Annotated in this window: 16 protein-coding genes; 12 read left to right on the top strand and 4 right to left on the bottom strand. The window is 37.8% G+C overall.

All coding sequences use genetic code 11. The annotated features are described in order from the left end of the window. Positions 1–50: 50 nt before the first annotated feature. From LZZ90_RS04305 to dnaG, 5 genes are all read left to right on the top strand, one after another. Positions 51–896: a DUF5694 domain-containing protein gene (locus tag LZZ90_RS04305; protein WP_237789457.1), complete on the top strand. Its 846-nt coding sequence runs from the start codon at positions 51–53 to the stop codon at positions 894–896. Positions 897–1,019: 123 nt separating this feature from the next. Then, the gene (locus LZZ90_RS04300; protein ID WP_237789456.1) at positions 1,020–1,580 is read left to right on the top strand and encodes an RNA polymerase sigma factor; all 561 of its coding nucleotides are present in this window, start codon (positions 1,020–1,022) and stop codon (positions 1,578–1,580) included. Continuing rightward, a complete protein-coding gene (locus LZZ90_RS04295) occupies positions 1,567–2,232 on the top strand; it encodes a hypothetical protein (protein ID WP_237789455.1) in 666 nt (221 codons plus the stop codon). Before LZZ90_RS04300 ends, LZZ90_RS04295 begins: the two co-directional genes overlap by 14 nt. Positions 2,233–2,266: 34 nt before the next feature. Further along, the gene (locus tag LZZ90_RS04290) at positions 2,267–3,301 is read left to right on the top strand and encodes a hypothetical protein (RefSeq protein WP_237789454.1); all 1,035 of its coding nucleotides are present in this window, start codon (positions 2,267–2,269) and stop codon (positions 3,299–3,301) included. A gap of 189 nt (positions 3,302–3,490) precedes the next feature. Beyond that, positions 3,491–5,467 (top strand): DNA primase, encoded by a 1,977-nt coding sequence (gene dnaG / locus LZZ90_RS04285; protein WP_237789453.1) that lies wholly within the window; start codon positions 3,491–3,493, stop codon positions 5,465–5,467. Here dnaG and LZZ90_RS04280 read toward each other — a convergent pair. Beyond that, positions 5,464–6,093, bottom strand: a complete 630-nt coding sequence (locus LZZ90_RS04280) for a response regulator transcription factor (RefSeq protein ID WP_237789452.1) — start codon at positions 6,091–6,093, stop codon at positions 5,464–5,466. The two genes, dnaG and LZZ90_RS04280, sit on opposite strands and share 4 nt — an antisense overlap. A 78-nt stretch (positions 6,094–6,171) precedes the next feature. Continuing rightward, complete coding sequence (gene nadE / locus LZZ90_RS04275) at positions 6,172–6,978, bottom strand: NAD(+) synthase (protein ID WP_237789451.1); 807 nt, start codon at positions 6,976–6,978, stop codon at positions 6,172–6,174. 88 nt (positions 6,979–7,066) lie between these two features. Here nadE and gldB point away from each other — a divergent pair, with 88 nt between their 5' ends. After that, a complete protein-coding gene (gene gldB / locus LZZ90_RS04270) occupies positions 7,067–8,026 on the top strand; it encodes a gliding motility lipoprotein GldB (RefSeq protein WP_237789450.1) in 960 nt (319 codons plus the stop codon). Beyond that, positions 8,026–8,361 (top strand): gliding motility protein GldC, encoded by a 336-nt coding sequence (gene gldC, locus LZZ90_RS04265; RefSeq protein ID WP_237789449.1) that lies wholly within the window; start codon positions 8,026–8,028, stop codon positions 8,359–8,361. Before gldB ends, gldC begins: the two co-directional genes overlap by 1 nt. A 28-nt stretch (positions 8,362–8,389) precedes the next feature. Here the strand turns inward: gldC and yihA are convergent, their stop codons facing one another. After that, positions 8,390–9,007 carry a ribosome biogenesis GTP-binding protein YihA/YsxC gene (gene yihA, locus LZZ90_RS04260; protein WP_237789448.1) on the bottom strand — a complete coding sequence of 206 codons (618 nt, stop codon included), beginning with the start codon at positions 9,005–9,007 and terminating at the stop codon, positions 8,390–8,392. A 46-nt stretch (positions 9,008–9,053) separates the two neighbouring features. Continuing rightward, complete coding sequence (locus LZZ90_RS04255) at positions 9,054–9,809, bottom strand: alpha/beta fold hydrolase (RefSeq protein WP_237789447.1); 756 nt, start codon at positions 9,807–9,809, stop codon at positions 9,054–9,056. A gap of 411 nt (positions 9,810–10,220) precedes the next feature. Between LZZ90_RS04255 and mraZ the strand changes: the two genes are divergently transcribed. Genes mraZ through LZZ90_RS04230 form a run of 5 tightly spaced genes read left to right on the top strand, consistent with a single transcriptional unit; the run spans position 10,221 to position 15,373 of the window. Continuing rightward, positions 10,221–10,691, top strand: coding sequence for a division/cell wall cluster transcriptional repressor MraZ (gene mraZ / locus LZZ90_RS04250; RefSeq protein ID WP_237789446.1), 471 nt, complete (start codon positions 10,221–10,223; stop codon positions 10,689–10,691). Further along, positions 10,678–11,574: a 16S rRNA (cytosine(1402)-N(4))-methyltransferase RsmH gene (gene rsmH / locus LZZ90_RS04245; protein ID WP_237789445.1), complete on the top strand. Its 897-nt coding sequence runs from the start codon at positions 10,678–10,680 to the stop codon at positions 11,572–11,574. The genes mraZ and rsmH overlap by 14 nt, the downstream gene beginning before the upstream one ends. Positions 11,575–11,577: 3 nt before the next feature. Continuing rightward, positions 11,578–11,922 (top strand): FtsL-like putative cell division protein, encoded by a 345-nt coding sequence (locus LZZ90_RS04240; RefSeq protein WP_237789444.1) that lies wholly within the window; start codon positions 11,578–11,580, stop codon positions 11,920–11,922. After that, complete coding sequence (locus tag LZZ90_RS04235; protein ID WP_237789443.1) at positions 11,913–13,913, top strand: penicillin-binding protein; 2,001 nt, start codon at positions 11,913–11,915, stop codon at positions 13,911–13,913. Before LZZ90_RS04240 ends, LZZ90_RS04235 begins: the two co-directional genes overlap by 10 nt. Next, complete coding sequence (locus LZZ90_RS04230; RefSeq protein ID WP_237789442.1) at positions 13,910–15,373, top strand: UDP-N-acetylmuramoyl-L-alanyl-D-glutamate--2,6-diaminopimelate ligase; 1,464 nt, start codon at positions 13,910–13,912, stop codon at positions 15,371–15,373. The genes LZZ90_RS04235 and LZZ90_RS04230 overlap by 4 nt, the downstream gene beginning before the upstream one ends. Positions 15,374–15,375 lie beyond the last annotated feature (2 nt).

Below are 15,375 nucleotides of genomic sequence, written 5' to 3'. Positions count from 1 at the left end.
GCCGATTGTTTTCGTCTGTATTGATATAGTCTAACCTAGAAAATTGATATATGAAACAACACATACTAGTTGTAGTATTTTTAATGAGTAGTTTTTTTACAATTGCTCAAGAAAAAGCGATTAAGAGTCCAGCTTCATTTTTCCCAAAAGAGAAAGCTAAAGTGCTGGTAGTAGGTACTTTTCATTTTGATTACCCAAATCTTGATGTCAAAAAAACAGAGGATAAACATAAAATTGATGTTTTAAAAGATCCCAAAAAAGAAGAAGTTACCCAATTGGTCAATTATATTAAGAAATTCAAACCTACTAAAATTGCAATTGAAGCTTTTGACAATTGGAAGGCTTTTGAAAAACTGCAAAAATATAATTCCGGTTATTTAAGGGATAAAAGAGATGAGCGAATTCAGCTTGGCTTGAGAATTGCAAGCGAATTAAAATTGGATACAATTTACAGCATCGATGCAGAATCTATGGATGAAGGGTTGTCGAAAATAGACTCTGCCTATTTTAAAAAACTTTTTAAAGATTTTGACTTTCAGAGTGAAGATAAATATAACAAGATGTTTAACGATTGGTTTGCGTATGAAGAGCAGCTGCCTCAAAAAACAAATTTACTGAACTACTTTAAGCATATGAATTCAAAAGAGCATCATAAATTAGGATATGGTGCTTATCTGATTGGCGATTTTAAACTGGATGACCAAAGAGGTGCGGATATTTTATCGATTTGGTGGTACAACCGCAACGTAAGGATTTTTAGAAAATTGCAGCAAATAACAACCAGTAGTAGTGATAGGGTATTGATGATTTTCGGGAACGGTCATGCTGCAGTTTTAAGACAATTGTTAGAATCTTCCCCTGAATATGAATTCATAGAATTTGATCGTTTGAAATAATTTTTGAAAAAAAATTGCAGTCATACAACCATTTTACAACTTCACTCGTCTATGCTAATAGAAGTCTGATTTAGAATTCAGTTTTTAGTTCTAAAATTTAAGAAGTCGGATATCAAAATGTAAATGAAAGTAATAAACTTACATCAGAACGAAAAGAAAACCATCCAGTTGGCGCTCGAGAACAATCGGCACGCGCAACATCAGATTTATTCAAAATTTTCACCGAAGATGTTGGGAGTTTGCAGACAGTACATTAAAGATATCCATCAGGCGGAAGACATCATGATTACGGCCTTTATGAAAGTGTTTTCCAATCTGAAAAATTTTGAGCACAAAGGCAGTTTTGAAGGATGGATTCGGAGGATCATGGTAAACGAGTGCATTTCGTTTTTACGTGTTCAAAAGCAAGTGAAATTTACCGAAGACGAAACTTATTTTGAGGAGCGTTTCAATAATGTAGAGAGTCAATTTTCGGTGGAAGACATCCAGTTTTTGATTGATAATCTTCCGGAAGGTTATAAAATGGTGTTCAACCTGTATGCGATTGAAGGTTATAAACATCAGGAAATTGCACAAATGCTCGGTATTAGTGAAGGAACTTCTAAATCGCAATTATCGCACGCCCGAAAACTGCTTCAACAACAAATCAACAAACAAAAAAACTACGACTATGGAACCGAATAAAATGGAGGAAGTTTTTAGAAAAGCCTTGAATGAAAGAGAGATCCAGCCTTCTGAAAAAGCTTGGGATCGATTGGATGCGATGCTTTCGGTAGCGGAGAATAACAAACCGAAGCGCAATTTCCGTTGGCTTTACATTGCTGCGGGCTTGGCGATTTTTTTCACGGTGGGCTTGTTTTTGTTTCAACAGGAACAACCGGTAAAGCATCTTGAACCGAATACCCAAACCGTTGTGGGAACGGATGTTGTTGAGAAGTCAGCAACAAGCGCTAATCAAGTAAATACAGTTGTGGCTTCTGAGGAAAATCATCAAGAAGCGCTTTCTGAAAAATCGAATTCTGTTTCAGGAACTGTAGTCGCGAGAAAATCGGTAATAACACAGCAACAAATTCCAAATGAAGAAAGTGCCATAACTGAAGAGCCAAAACAACAGGTACAGCAATTTGTTGAAAAAAATGTTCAGGTTTTAGTTGATTTAGGCAATGAAACTCAGTTGAAAAATACGCCAAACAAGAAATTGAAGGTAAATGCGAATTCGCTACTTTCTTCAGTAGAAGGGGAATTGAATCAGGAATTCCGTGAAACGACCTTGAGTAAAATTAAAAAGAACTTTAAAACCGTGAAAACTGCGGTTGTCAATAGAAATTACGAGTAAAACAATCAAAAATCGAAAAGTTAAAATTTAAATTATGCAGAAAATTATTTTTTATGTAGTGGCAACGCTATGCCTTGTAGTAAGCAAAATGAACGCGCAGGAAACTTTCGAGAGTCGCGCTAAGCAGATCGCGCAAAAAATCGAAAACATTACTAAAGAGGAAAAACATGCTTTAAAGCTAGAGGTGGATGAGGTTAATAAGCAACTTGAAAGCGGGAAGATCACGCAGGAACAAGCTGATAAAATGAAAATTGAAGCAGCGAATCTTCACGCCAAGAATATCGAACAACGTGTAGCTTATCAGCAAGAACAATTAAATGCTTTGGTGCAGGAGAAAGTGGATGGAGGAATTTCAGATACCACAAAAACTAATGGAAAGCGTTTTGTGGTAAGGCTTTTGAATTCTGAAAAAGAACCGGGAACAGAACGAAAAACCACTACTCAATTTGTAATTGCAGGAGGTTTTAATAATCTTGTGACTAACGGTGCGGTAGCAAATTCAAATTTTTACTATTTGCGATCGGCTTTTTGGGAATGGGGAATAACCAAAAGAACGCGTTTGGGTGAATTTGGAAGTAAAGCGCATTTGAAGTACGGTTTTTCATTCATGTACAATTTTGTTAGTCCAACGGAGAATCGCTACTTTGTTGATAAAGGCAACGAAACAGTTTTGGAAACCTATCCTATGGAATTGCGAAAAAAAGACACTTATTTCAAAAATGTATATCTGACTTTACCGGTACATTTAGAGTTTGATTTTTCGAAGAAGACCACTAAGGATGGCCAAACGTATTACAAGTCACATTCCGGATTTAGATTTGGAGTAGGAGGATTTGTAGGGTACAATACCAATTCGAAACAATTTTTGTCCTATAAAGTAGATGATTACCGAATCAATGAAAAACAAAAAGGTGATTGGAACGTGAACGATTGGAACTACGGTTTGAGTTCTTATGTGGGTTGGAAAGAAACCAGCTTGTATGTAAAATATGACTTGAGCCCTGTGTTTGAGAACAACACTGTGAAGCAGCACAATGTGTCTTTAGGAATTCGTCTTGATGTGAATTAATAAATAGAGTTAGTTTCATGCTTTTTTAAAAGGTGTCATTTAAGTGGCGCCTTTTTTATTTATAATTTGAAAGATTGAAAGTTTTACTCACCTACTTATTTAGGTTGATTGGTTATTTGATTAATGAAAAGCAATTGAAATTCTGTTTAAACTTTGGAACTTTGTATCTTTGGAACTTTGTCGCAGAAAATGATTTCACAAAACACCATAGAAACCGTATTTGAAACCGCCCGTGTTGAGGAGGTGATCGGTGATTTCGTTCAGCTTAAGCGTGCCGGTTCCAATTTAAAAGGACTGAGCCCGTTTTCCAACGAAAAATCGCCTTCGTTTATGGTGTCGCCCGTGAAGCAGATCTGGAAGGATTTCAGTTCCGGAAAAGGGGGGAATGCTGTGACGTTCTTAATGGAGCATGAGCATTTTTCGTATCCTGAAGCGATTCGTTATCTGGCTAAAAAATACAACATCGAAATCGAGGAAACCGAACTTACCGAAGATGCCAAAGCGGAAGCCAATGAAAAGGAAAGCATGTATTTGGTTTCGGAATTCGCCCAGAAATATTTTCACAGCACATTATTGAATACCGATGAAGGAAAAGCGATTGGCTATTCCTATTTTAAAGAACGCGGTTTTACCAAAGACACCATTGAGAAATTTGGTCTAGGCTATTCTCCGGAAACTTGGGATGCTTTTACGATGGAAGCACTCGGGAAAGGGTATAAGCTGGAATATTTAGACAAAACCGGTTTGACCATTGTTAAAGACGATAAGCAATTCGACCGTTTTAAAGCTAGGGTGATGTTTCCGATTCAGAGTATGTCGGGACGCGTTTTGGGTTTTGGAGGACGTATCCTTACCAATGATAAAAAAGCGGCTAAATACCTGAATTCTCCTGAGAGTGAAATCTATCATAAGAGTAAAGTCTTATACGGAATTTATCATGCCAAACAAGCCATTGCCAAGCTTGATAATTGTTTTTTGGTGGAAGGGTATACCGATGTGATTCAGTTGCATCAGTCGGGAATAGAAAATGTAGTAGCTTCTTCGGGAACGGCTTTAACTTCCGATCAGATTCGATTGGTAAACCGATTAACCCGAAACATAACGGTTTTGTTTGATGGTGATGCTGCAGGATTGCGCGCTTCGATTCGTGGGATTGATTTGATTCTGGAGGAAGGTATGAACGTAAAAGTTTGCACGTTTCCTGATGGAGAAGATCCCGACAGTTTTGCCAAAAAAACACCTTACGATGATCTAGTGCATTACCTGAGCGAAAATGCAATGGATTTTATTCAGTTTAAAGCTTCTTTGCTTATGAAAGAGGCGAAAAACGATCCGATTAAAAAAGCGGAACTCATTCGGGATATGGTCATGAGTATTTCCAAAATTCCGGATAAAATCAAAAGGGAAATCTACATTCAGGAATGTTCCCGAATTATGGATATTTCTGAAGAGGTTCTTTTCAATACATTAGCACAATTAATTCAGAAAGACATAACTGAAGCGGGTAAAAAACTCAAAACCGAACAGAAAGCCTTTGAAGTAGTAAAGCCTGAAAATGCACAATTACAAGCCAAAATTGATGTGCTTTATGAATTGGAGCGCAAAATCATTGAGATTTTACTTTTGTATGGAACTGCTGAACAAGAATTTGAAGATGTTTTGCTTAAAGCCAACGAGGAAGGCGAAGCGGTTGAGGTAAAAGAAATGAACCTTTATAAGGTGTACCAACGCATTTATCTGAGTTTGCAGGAAGATGAAGTGGAGCTTGCCAATCCGATGTTTCGAGCGATTTATAACGATTTGATCAACTATTTTCATCAGAACGAAAAGTTTGAATTGGAACAGTATCTGATGCGCATCGAACCGGAATTGGCTCAAGAAGTTACTCATATTCTTATGGAAGAAGAACGTGAAACCCTGCACAATTGGGAAGCGCAACAAATCATTGTAAAACAAAAAAACCAGACGATCAGTCAATATGTTTCTGAAACAATCCTGACTTTACGCTGGTTTTTAGTGGATCGAATAATTAACGAACTGAAAAACGAACTTTCCGCAGAACCTGAAGCGGACAATTCCGAAATTCTATCCACAACGATGGATTACTATCGATTAATTAATTCTTTTTCTTCTAAACTGGGAAGGGTTATGTCCCGTTATAGTTAAACAATTTCTAAAGCTTTGGCCTTGTTAACCAAGTCTACCAAGTTCGTTACGTGAAGTTTTGTCAACAAACGTAATTTATACGTACTGATAGTTTTTTCGTTAAGTGTAAGCAGTTTAGCAATTTCTTTGTTTTTCTTACCGTCACTCAAATAACGCAATACCTCAATTTCTCTGGATGATAATTTGCGGTACAAACGATCTGATTTTTTTCCTTTGTTAAGCAAAGCAAGGTTTTTCTTTACCGCTTCGCTGAAAACCACATGGCCTTCGTGCACTTTTTTAATAGCGTTTTCTAAATCTTCTAATTTTGAGTTTTTATGAATATAAGCTGAAACTCCAGCTTTTAACGCGTTTGGAGCATAAATCTGCTCTCCTAAATTAGTAAAAACTACAAATCTCGTATCGGAATATTCCTTAACCAAGGATTTTACCAAATTGATGCTTGTTAAACCGTCTAACTCTAAATCGAGAACTACTACATCAACTGTTTTCTTTTTTAGCAATTCGTCCAGGCTCTCCAAATTACTTACTACCCCTACAAAGCTGACACTCACACTGTCTTTAAAGTAGGACTTCACCCCCTGATGTACAACGGGATGGTTGTCTGCTAAACACACTCTAATCATTTCAAATTGTTTTTAATAGTAATTGTCTGTAAAATTACTAAAAAAAAATCTAATCTATTGAAAATCAATGAAGGAAATTTATTTCAATTCATTTGGAATCTTACAAACCGGAATTGGTGTCATTTTATGCTGATTAATTCGGTTCAATCGTGAGAAAATTTTGAAAACTTCTAAAGCTCTTCCTTCGAAATTATTTTCGGTTTTTCCTTGCTCAACTGCCGTCATTGCTGCTTCGAGCTCATCATAGCTTGCGCCTAACTGATCTTCGTCGCTTCGGTCGTCCCCAAAAAGCCCATCGGTAGGCTTGGCGACTAAAATACTGTCCGGAACTCCTACAAATTTTGCCAAAAGTCGTACTTCGCTCTTCACTAAATCGGCAATTGGGCTCAAATCGACACCACCGTCACCGTATTTTGTGAAGAACCCGACACCAAAATCTTCTACTTTATTCCCGGTTCCGGCAACCAAGGCACTGTGTAAACCTGCAAAATAATATAACGTGGTCATGCGAAGGCGCGCTCGGGTATTGGCTAAAGTCAAATTTAAAGTGGCTTCATTTTCCGATGTCGGTACTTGATTTTTGAAACCTTCGAAAACCGGAGTTAAATCTGCAATGACACTGGAAACATTCGCAAAACGGTTTTTTAATTGCTCGATATGCTCCTGCCCGCGCGACACCTGTGAACGATGCTGGTGTATAGGCATTTCCACGCATAAAGTAGGTAAACCGGTTTGTGCACAAAGCGTTGAGGTAAGCGCTGAATCGATTCCGCCGGAAATCCCCACAACAAAACCTTTTACTTTTGCGTTTAATGCATAATCGCGGAGCCAGTTAACAATATGGGTATTAATTTTATCTGCCTGAAAAGTGTTTGCTGTTGCCATAATTATTTATGAAGATTTTATAAATCTGTGACGTATATTTGCGTCGGTTTTAATTGCCATAAAAGTATAAATTTTTGAATAGAAATCTATGAAGAAGTGCCTGCTAGTTGTTGCTTTTGCAGTTTTGGCCTTATCGTGTAAAAAAGAAGATAAGGTAAACGAGGCTGTGGAGGCAATCCCGGTTAAAGTAACTGTTGAGCGTTTTGATAAACTTTTTTATGAGTCGAATCCTGAGGAGTTGCCGGAATTGAAAACTAAATTCCCTTTTTTCTTTCCTGCCGGTAATCCTGATACGGTTTGGACCAATAAACTTAAAAATCCATTGCTTAAAGAATTGTATTCTGAGGTAAAAAAGAAATACCCGGATAACAGCGCCTTCGAGCCTGACTTAGAGGAATTGTTTAAGCGTATTCAGTTTTATTACCCAGAATATAAAACTCCCAAAGTTATTACGCTTATTTCCGAGGTAGATACCGATGCTAAAGCAATTTATGCCGATAGCTTGGTATTACTTTCTTTGGATACTTATTTAGGAAAAGACCACCGTTTTTACGAAGGTTTTCCAAAGTATCAAAGACAAGGTTTTGAGCCTTCACAGATGATGCCCGACTTGGTTTCCAGTTTTTCACAAGGAAAAATTGCTCCTCCAACCGACCGTACTTTACTGGCACAAATGATTTATTTCGGTAAAGAACTGTATTTGAAAGACATGTTGCTTCCGGATGCTTCCGATGCAGCTAAAATTGAATACACGGAAGAACAGATAAAATGGTGTCAGGAAAATGAAGGCGAAATGTGGAAGTACTTTATTAATAATAAAATATTGTATGATACCGATACGAAACTGATGCAACGCTTTATTTCCGTTGGGCCGTACTCTAAATTTTACCTTGAGATTGATAACGAATCTCCGGGCAGAGTTGGGCAGTGGTTAGGCTGGCAGATTGTTCGTTCCTACATGAGTAATAACGATACCGATTTGCAAAAAATGATGGCTATGGATGCTAAAGAGCTATTTGATAATTCAAAATACAAACCCAAAAAATAATGTCAAAAACGATTAAATCCGAAATAAAACTTACGGTTGAATTAGATGAAAACCGCGTTCCTGAAAAATTGTCCTGGACGGCTAAAGACGGAGGTGTAAATGCTGAAGAAGCCAAAGCGATGTTGTTGTCGATTTGGGACAGCAAGTCGCAAGAAACTTTACGTATTGATTTGTGGACTAAAGATATGCCTGTAGATGAAATGAAAGTGTTTTTCCATCAGACCTTAGTGGCAATGGCTGACACGTTTCACCGTGCTACCGAAGATGAAAAAATGACCGCAACCATGCGCGATTTCTGTGATTATTTCGCAGAAAAATTAGAATTGAAGAAATAAAAAAAAGCGACCTTTTTGGTCGCTTTTTTTATAAACTATTGTTTTTAAACAAATCCTGATTAACCTGATCGATAAATTCTAAAAGCGGTTCTCTTCCCGTTTCTTCCGTTGAAGAAGTTACAAAATACTGAGGCATTTCTTCCCAATTGTTAGCTAGTAAAGCTTTTCGATACGCAGCAACATGTTGGTCAATTTTACCGCGACTGATTTTATCGGCTTTGGTGAAAATGATGCAAAATGGTACGCCGGTTTCTCCTAAATAGGTGATGAATTCCAAATCAATTTTCTGTGCTTCGTGACGAATGTCGATTAAAACAAAAGCGCAAACCAACTGTTCACGTTTTTCAAAATAATCGGTGATGAATTTTTGGAATGTTTCTTTGGTTTTCTTTGAAACACGTGCATAACCATATCCTGGTAAATCGACTAAAAACCAGTTTGAATTAATCTTAAAATGATTGATTAATTGAGTTTTTCCTGGTTTTCCGGAGGTTTTTGCTAAATTCTTATGATTGGTCAACATATTAATCAATGATGACTTTCCTACGTTGGAACGGCCAATAAATGCATATTCCGGTAAGGGGTCCTTAGGGCATTTGCTTACTTCTGAATTACTGATAATAAACTCGGCAGTATTGATCTTCATAGTTGTTTAAATTTAAAAAAGTTACAGTTGCCTGTAACTTCTTGATTTATAAGTTTGCCTTTTTAAGCCATTCGAACATCAATCGGTTGAACTCGTCCGGATGTTCCATCATGGCCGCGTGGCCGCATTTCTCGATCCAATACAAATCAGAATTCGGCAGTAATTTGTTGAATTCTTCTGCTACGTCCGGCGGAGTAACTTTGTCGTTTCTTCCCCAGATGATGCAGGTTGGTGTTTCCATTTTAGGTAAATCCTTTGCCATATTGTGACGAATCGCGCTTTTAGCAATGGTAAGTGTTTTTAATAATTTGATTCGGTCGTTAACCGTAGCATATACATCGTCTACAATTTCTTTAGTAGCTACTTTCGGATCGTAAAAAACGTCTTCGGCTTTTTTCTTGATGTATTCGTAATCCCCACGTTTTGGGTAGCTTTCACCCATTGCACTTTCATATAAACCAGAACTTCCCGTGATGACCAAACCGGCCATTTTTTCAGGATACATTTTGGTGTGGTATAACGCGATATGTCCGCCTAGAGAGTTTCCAAGTAAAATAACCTTGTCAAAATCCTTGAAGGTGATAAAGTCTTTTACAAACTTAGAAAATGCTTTAACGTTGGTTTTTAAAATATTGTTGGTGTATAGCGGCAATTCCGGGATTACAACTTTGTAACCGTGTTTTGGAAAGAAATCTGCAACGCCGTCAAAGTTGCTTAGTCCACCCATTAGGCCGTGTAAAATAATGATAGGCGTGCCTTCTCCAGCTTCAAAATACCTGTATTTGCCTTCTTTTTTTAACATGTGTTTCTGGTGTATAATTATCCAATAGCAAAATCAGACAAATATAGGACTTTCTTAGTAAATAGGAAGTATTAGCTATGAAAATCGAAAATAGATTCTTGTTAAACCTGAAATGGAAAGTAAGTGTCTAATTATCAACATTTTTATACAATAGGGTGATGGGTGTTTAAGTGGTTTTTATTTTTAACATTTTGTAAATATTGTAGTTAAAATAATTAATTTTTTAAACTTTTCACGTTGATTACTTTAATTCTTTAAAATATCCTTAAAGATTAATATAGAGCTGTTTAGCATATTTTCTTACGAATACGTTTCAAAGTGGAAAAACTTATCAACAAAGTGGGAATTTGTGGTAAAATGTGGTAAAAAAATCTGTACTTTTGTTTTAAATCAATTCAAAAACCATTTCGTTTGACGAATATTATCGGAACATACGAGTGTAAAATCGACGCAAAAGGAAGGCTGATGGTGCCGGCTCCGCTGAAGAAGCAATTGCCTTCTTTGGAGGATGGTTTTGTGCTCAAACGTTCTGTGTTTGATAAATGTGTGGAGCTTTGGCCAAAAGCCGAGTGGGATTTAATGATGTTGAAAATCAATAAGTTGAATCGTTTTAATAAGAAGAACAACGACTTTATTCGCAAGTTTATGGCAGGAGTGAAAATGGTGGAGATTGATGATGCCGGGCGATTGTTGGTGTCAAAAGATTTGATTGATTTTGCAGGAATTTCCAAGGATTTAGTGTTGACCTCTAAGGTGAATATTTTGGAAATCTGGGATAAAGAGCTGTACGAGCAATCCATTTCAGGAGACGATATGGATTTTGCGGATTTGGCAGAAGAAGTAATGGGTAATTTAAACGACGATTTCAATGGAATATCATAATCCGGTTTTATTAAAAGAAACGGTTGATGGTTTAAATATTAAGCCTGACGGAATTTATGTGGATGTGACTTTTGGCGGAGGTGGACATTCCAGAGAAATCATGCGCCGTCTTGGTCCCAACGGAAAATTGTTTGCTTTCGATCAGGATGAAGATGCGCTAGCTAATGTAATAGATGATGAGCGTTTTACTTTAATTCATGAAAATTTCCGCTTTATCAAGCGCTTTCTTCGTTTTCACGGAGTTAAAGAAGTGGATGGAATTTTAGGGGATCTGGGGGTTTCGTCGCATCAGTTTGATGTGGCAGAGCGCGGTTTTTCAACCCGATTCGATGCGGAGTTGGATATGCGCATGAACCAAAAAGGGGAATTGAGTGCTTATCATGTGGTAAACGAATACGGTGAAGCGGATTTGCGCAGAATCTTCAATGATTACGGAGAATTAACTACAGCAAAAGGTCTTGCCAATGCAATTGTAACAGCAAGAGCAGAGCAGCCGATCAAAAATACCGAACAGTTAAAAAAAGTGCTTGCCAAGTTTTTACCGGCACACAAAAGCAATAAGATTTTAGCCCAGATATATCAGGCGATCCGAATCGAGGTAAATCAGGAAATGGATGTTTTGAAAGAATTTTTAGAGCAGTCGCTTGAAATTTTAAAACCGGAAGGAAGACTGAGTGTGATTTCCTATCATTCTTTAGAAGACCGACTGGTAAAACGCTTCATGAAAAACGGAATGTTTGAAGGAGAGCCGGAACGCGATTTTTTCGGAAGATTTGAAGTTCCTTTTAAATTAATAGGTAAGATGATTGTGCCTTCGGATCAGGAAATCAAAGAAAACAATCGTGCACGTAGTGCAAAATTAAGAATCGCAGAAAAGAAGTAAGTAATGAAGGGTGGGGTATACAGTTTATTAAAAGCAAAATTTCTGATTGACGACGATGCGCTCAAAAATTGGAAGTTCATTGTGTTTTTGATCTTACTGGCAATGGTGATGATTGCGAATTCACATCGATACGAACAGAAAACTTACAGAATCACTGAGCTGACCAATGAAGTAAAAGAATTGCGATCGGAGTTTGTAGATCGGCGTTCGGAACTGATGGAGCTGAAAATGGAATCGACCATTTCAACACAAATGGAACCTCAGGGAGTTGTACCTTCTTCAGTTCCGCCCAAAAAAATAAAAGTAAAAGAAGAGGAAAGCAATATTCTTAAAAAGATATGGCAGTAGAAAATAAAAATATTTCATACAGAATATATTTGGTAGCCTTCGCGATTTTCGTGGTGGCTATTTTCGTTGCTATAAAACTGACTAACATTCAGTGGGTGGAAGGGGAGTATTACCGTAAGCTTGCTAAAGAAAGAACTGTTAGAAACTTTGTGATTCCGGCTAACAAAGGAAATGTCTACTCGGCGGATGGAAGTTTGCTGGCCACTTCCATTCCTAATTATACTATTCGATTTGATGCTTTAGCGCCAACTTCTGAGAATTTTGACAACAATGTAAAAGGTTTGTCGGATTCGTTGGCGGTTTTACTGAACAAATCTTCAGGGCATTTTCAGAGAGAACTTAAAAAAGCCCGCGCACATAAAAACCGTTATTTTTTAATTGCCAGAAAGTTAACCTACACTCAATACATGCGCATGAAAAGTTTTCCGCTTTTCAATTTAGGAGCTTATAAAGGAGGAATGATTACCGAGCAAAAAACCGTACGCGAACATCCAATCGGCAAAATTGCGGAACGAACCATTGGTTACGAGCGTTTTGATGAAAGCGGAAAAGGAACAAGGGTCGGAATTGAAGGAGCTTTTGGCGAATACATTAACGGAAAAGACGGCCGCAGGTTAATGCAGAAAATTGCCAAAAACCAATGGAAACCGATTAGTGATAACAACGAAATTGAACCAAGAGATGGGTACGATATCATTTCTACCATCGATGTTTATATTCAGGATATTGCGCATCACGCTTTATTGAAACAATTGGAATACTATCAGGCGGATCATGGTTGTGTGGTGGTAATGGAAACCAAAACCGGTGAAGTAAAAGCAATTTCGAATTTAGGACGTTCCGAAAGCGGAAACTATTACGAAACCATCAATTATGCAGTTGCAGAATCTCATGAGCCGGGTTCAACGTTCAAGCTGGTAGATTTAATTGCTTTGTTAGACGATGAAAAAGTAGATACCAGTAAAGTATACGATTCCAAAGGCGGAGACATTACTTATCGAGGAAAACACGTGCGTGATTCACACAAAGGAGGTTACGGAAAAATTTCGCTTGCCCGTGGTTTTGAATTGTCTTCCAATACAGTATTAGTACAAGCTGTTTATGAAAATTATAAGAACAATCCGGAGCAATTCGTGAACCGAATCAATAACTTAGGGTTGAATAAACCGTTAGGATTGCCTTTCAGAGGGGAAGGGAAACCTGTTGTTCCGCAACCGGGAGGAAAAGGATGGTCGGCAATCACTTTACCGTGGATGGCTTTCGGTTATAACGTTTCAATTACACCTTTACAAACCCTTACACTTTACAATGCGGTGGCAAATAACGGGGAAATGGTAAAACCACAGTTTGTTCGTGAAATCAAAGAATGGAACAAAACCATTAAGAAGTTTGACAAACAAGTAATTAATCCTAAAATCTGTTCCGATGACGCCTTGGCTAAAATCAAAGCAATTTTAGGGAATGTGGTAAAAAAAGGTACGGGTTCAAAACTGTACTCGAAAGATTTTTCGATGGCGGGAAAAACAGGAACTGCTCAGGTTAATTATCATAACAAAGATGAAGGGGGAATGTATTATGCTTCTTCATTTGTAGGGTTCTTCCCTGCCGATGAGCCAAAATATTCTTGTGTAGTGGTAGTACACAAACCCAATGTGGCTGCAGGCTATTTCGGGGCGGATGTGGCCGGGCCTGTTTTCAAAAGAATCGCGCAAAAGATTTTCACTGATGTGCCTTCTACCAATGAAATCAAAAAACTGAATGTTCGCTTTAAAACCCAAGAGAAAAACTACGCGACCTATTACGATAAAGTTCAGAAAAAACAAAGTACTGTGCCAAATGTAAGAGGAATGATGGGAATGGACGCTGTGGCTTTGTTGGAAAACTTCGGAATGAAAGTAAAAGTGAAAGGCATCGGAAAAGTGAAACAACAGTCGATTCAACCGGGTCAGGTTTTCAGAAAAAATCAAATCATAACATTAGAATTGTCGTGAAAAATTTAAACCACATATTAAACAAAGTAGCTGTTGAGGCGGTAAAAGGAACTACCGATGTTCAGATTAACAAAATCGAATTCGATTCCAGAAAAATTGTTTCGAAGGATGCTTTCGTTGCTATAAAAGGTACTGTTTCCGATGGACATGATTTCATTGAAAAAGCGCTTCAGCTTGGTGCTACGGTTGTGGTTTGTGAAACGCTTCCTAATACGATTGCGGAAGGAATTACCTATATTCAAGTTTCGGACACCACCGCAGCTTTGGCTTTCATGGCTGCTAATTTTTACGAAAATCCATCAGCGGATTTGAAACTCGTAGGTGTTACCGGAACCAACGGAAAAACGACAATTGCGTCACTTTTATACCAACTTTTTAAAAGTGCGGGTTATAAAGTAGGTTTGCTTTCCACAGTAAAAATTTTAGTGGATGAAACCGAATTCAAAGCCACACACACCACTCCAGATTCGTTAACCATCAATTACTATTTAAGAGAAATGGTGGAAGAAGGTTGTGAATTTTGTTTCATGGAAGTGAGTTCTCACGGAATCCACCAAAAAAGAACGGAAGGCTTGCATTTTGAGGGTGGGATTTTTACGAATCTTTCCCACGATCATTTGGATTATCATACTTCGTTTGCAGAATACCGCGATGTTAAGAAATCGTATTTCGATAACTTACCAAAAACAGCTTTTGCAATTACCAACATTGATGATAAAAACGGAGCAGTAATGCTTCAGAACACCAAAGCCAAAAAGCTAACGTATGCTTTGAAATCCTATGCTGATTACAGGGCGCAGGTGTTGGAAAATCAGTTGTCTGGTTTGTTGATGCGAATTAACGATCAGGAAGTTTGGGTGCGTTTAATCGGTTCGTTCAACGCTTACAATTTATTAGCGATTTACGCTACTGCTGTAGAGTTGGGGATGGAAAGTAATGAAGCGCTTCGATTATTAAGTCAATTAGAAAGTGTTTCGGGAAGATTCCAGTTTATTGTTTCCGAAAGTAAAATCACTGCAATAGTAGATTACGCTCACACACCCGATGCTTTAGAGAATGTTTTGAAAACTATTGCTGATATCCGTACCAAAAACGAACAATTAATCACGGTTGTGGGTTGTGGCGGAGACAGAGATAAAACCAAGCGTCCAATCATGGCCAAGATTGCTTCGGAAATGAGTGATAAAGCCATTTTTACTTCCGACAATCCAAGAAGCGAACAGCCACAAGCAATTATCGAGGATATGGAAAAAGGCGTGGAAGCTCAAAATTATAAAAAGACCTTGTCGGTTGTCGATAGAAAACAGGCTATTAAAACGGCTTGTCAATTGGCACAAAGCGGTGATATTATTTTAATTGCCGGAAAAGGACATGAAACGTATCAGGAAATTCAGGGAGTACGCCATGATTTTGACGATATGAAAATTGTAAAAGAATTATTAGAACAACTAAACAAATAAAG

Source organism: Flavobacterium sp. SM15 (assembly GCF_022012335.1).
In the GTDB taxonomy this organism is placed as follows: Bacteria; Bacteroidota; Bacteroidia; order Flavobacteriales; family Flavobacteriaceae; genus Flavobacterium.
This window is presented reverse-complemented; position numbering and strand designations above follow the sequence as displayed.

Bases quoted from the DNA above. Each gene is read 5' to 3' on its own strand.
- nadE (WP_237789451.1), bottom strand. From the start codon at position 6,978: ATGGCAACAGCAAACACTTTTCAGGCAGATAAAATTAATACCCATATT.
- LZZ90_RS04300 (WP_237789456.1), top strand. From the start codon at position 1,020: ATGAAAGTAATAAACTTACATCAGAACGAAAAGAAAACCATCCAGTTG.
- LZZ90_RS04255 (WP_237789447.1), bottom strand. From the start codon at position 9,809: ATGTTAAAAAAAGAAGGCAAATACAGGTATTTTGAAGCTGGAGAAGGC.
- LZZ90_RS04280 (WP_237789452.1), bottom strand. From the start codon at position 6,093: ATGATTAGAGTGTGTTTAGCAGACAACCATCCCGTTGTACATCAGGGG.
- rsmH (WP_237789445.1), top strand. From the start codon at position 10,678: ATGGAATATCATAATCCGGTTTTATTAAAAGAAACGGTTGATGGTTTA.
- LZZ90_RS04305 (WP_237789457.1), top strand. From the start codon at position 51: ATGAAACAACACATACTAGTTGTAGTATTTTTAATGAGTAGTTTTTTT.
- dnaG (WP_237789453.1), top strand. From the start codon at position 3,491: ATGATTTCACAAAACACCATAGAAACCGTATTTGAAACCGCCCGTGTT.
- LZZ90_RS04290 (WP_237789454.1), top strand. From the start codon at position 2,267: ATGCAGAAAATTATTTTTTATGTAGTGGCAACGCTATGCCTTGTAGTA.
- LZZ90_RS04240 (WP_237789444.1), top strand. From the start codon at position 11,578: ATGAAGGGTGGGGTATACAGTTTATTAAAAGCAAAATTTCTGATTGAC.
- yihA (WP_237789448.1), bottom strand. From the start codon at position 9,007: ATGAAGATCAATACTGCCGAGTTTATTATCAGTAATTCAGAAGTAAGC.
- LZZ90_RS04235 (WP_237789443.1), top strand. From the start codon at position 11,913: ATGGCAGTAGAAAATAAAAATATTTCATACAGAATATATTTGGTAGCC.
- gldC (WP_237789449.1), top strand. From the start codon at position 8,026: ATGTCAAAAACGATTAAATCCGAAATAAAACTTACGGTTGAATTAGAT.
- LZZ90_RS04295 (WP_237789455.1), top strand. From the start codon at position 1,567: ATGGAACCGAATAAAATGGAGGAAGTTTTTAGAAAAGCCTTGAATGAA.
- gldB (WP_237789450.1), top strand. From the start codon at position 7,067: ATGAAGAAGTGCCTGCTAGTTGTTGCTTTTGCAGTTTTGGCCTTATCG.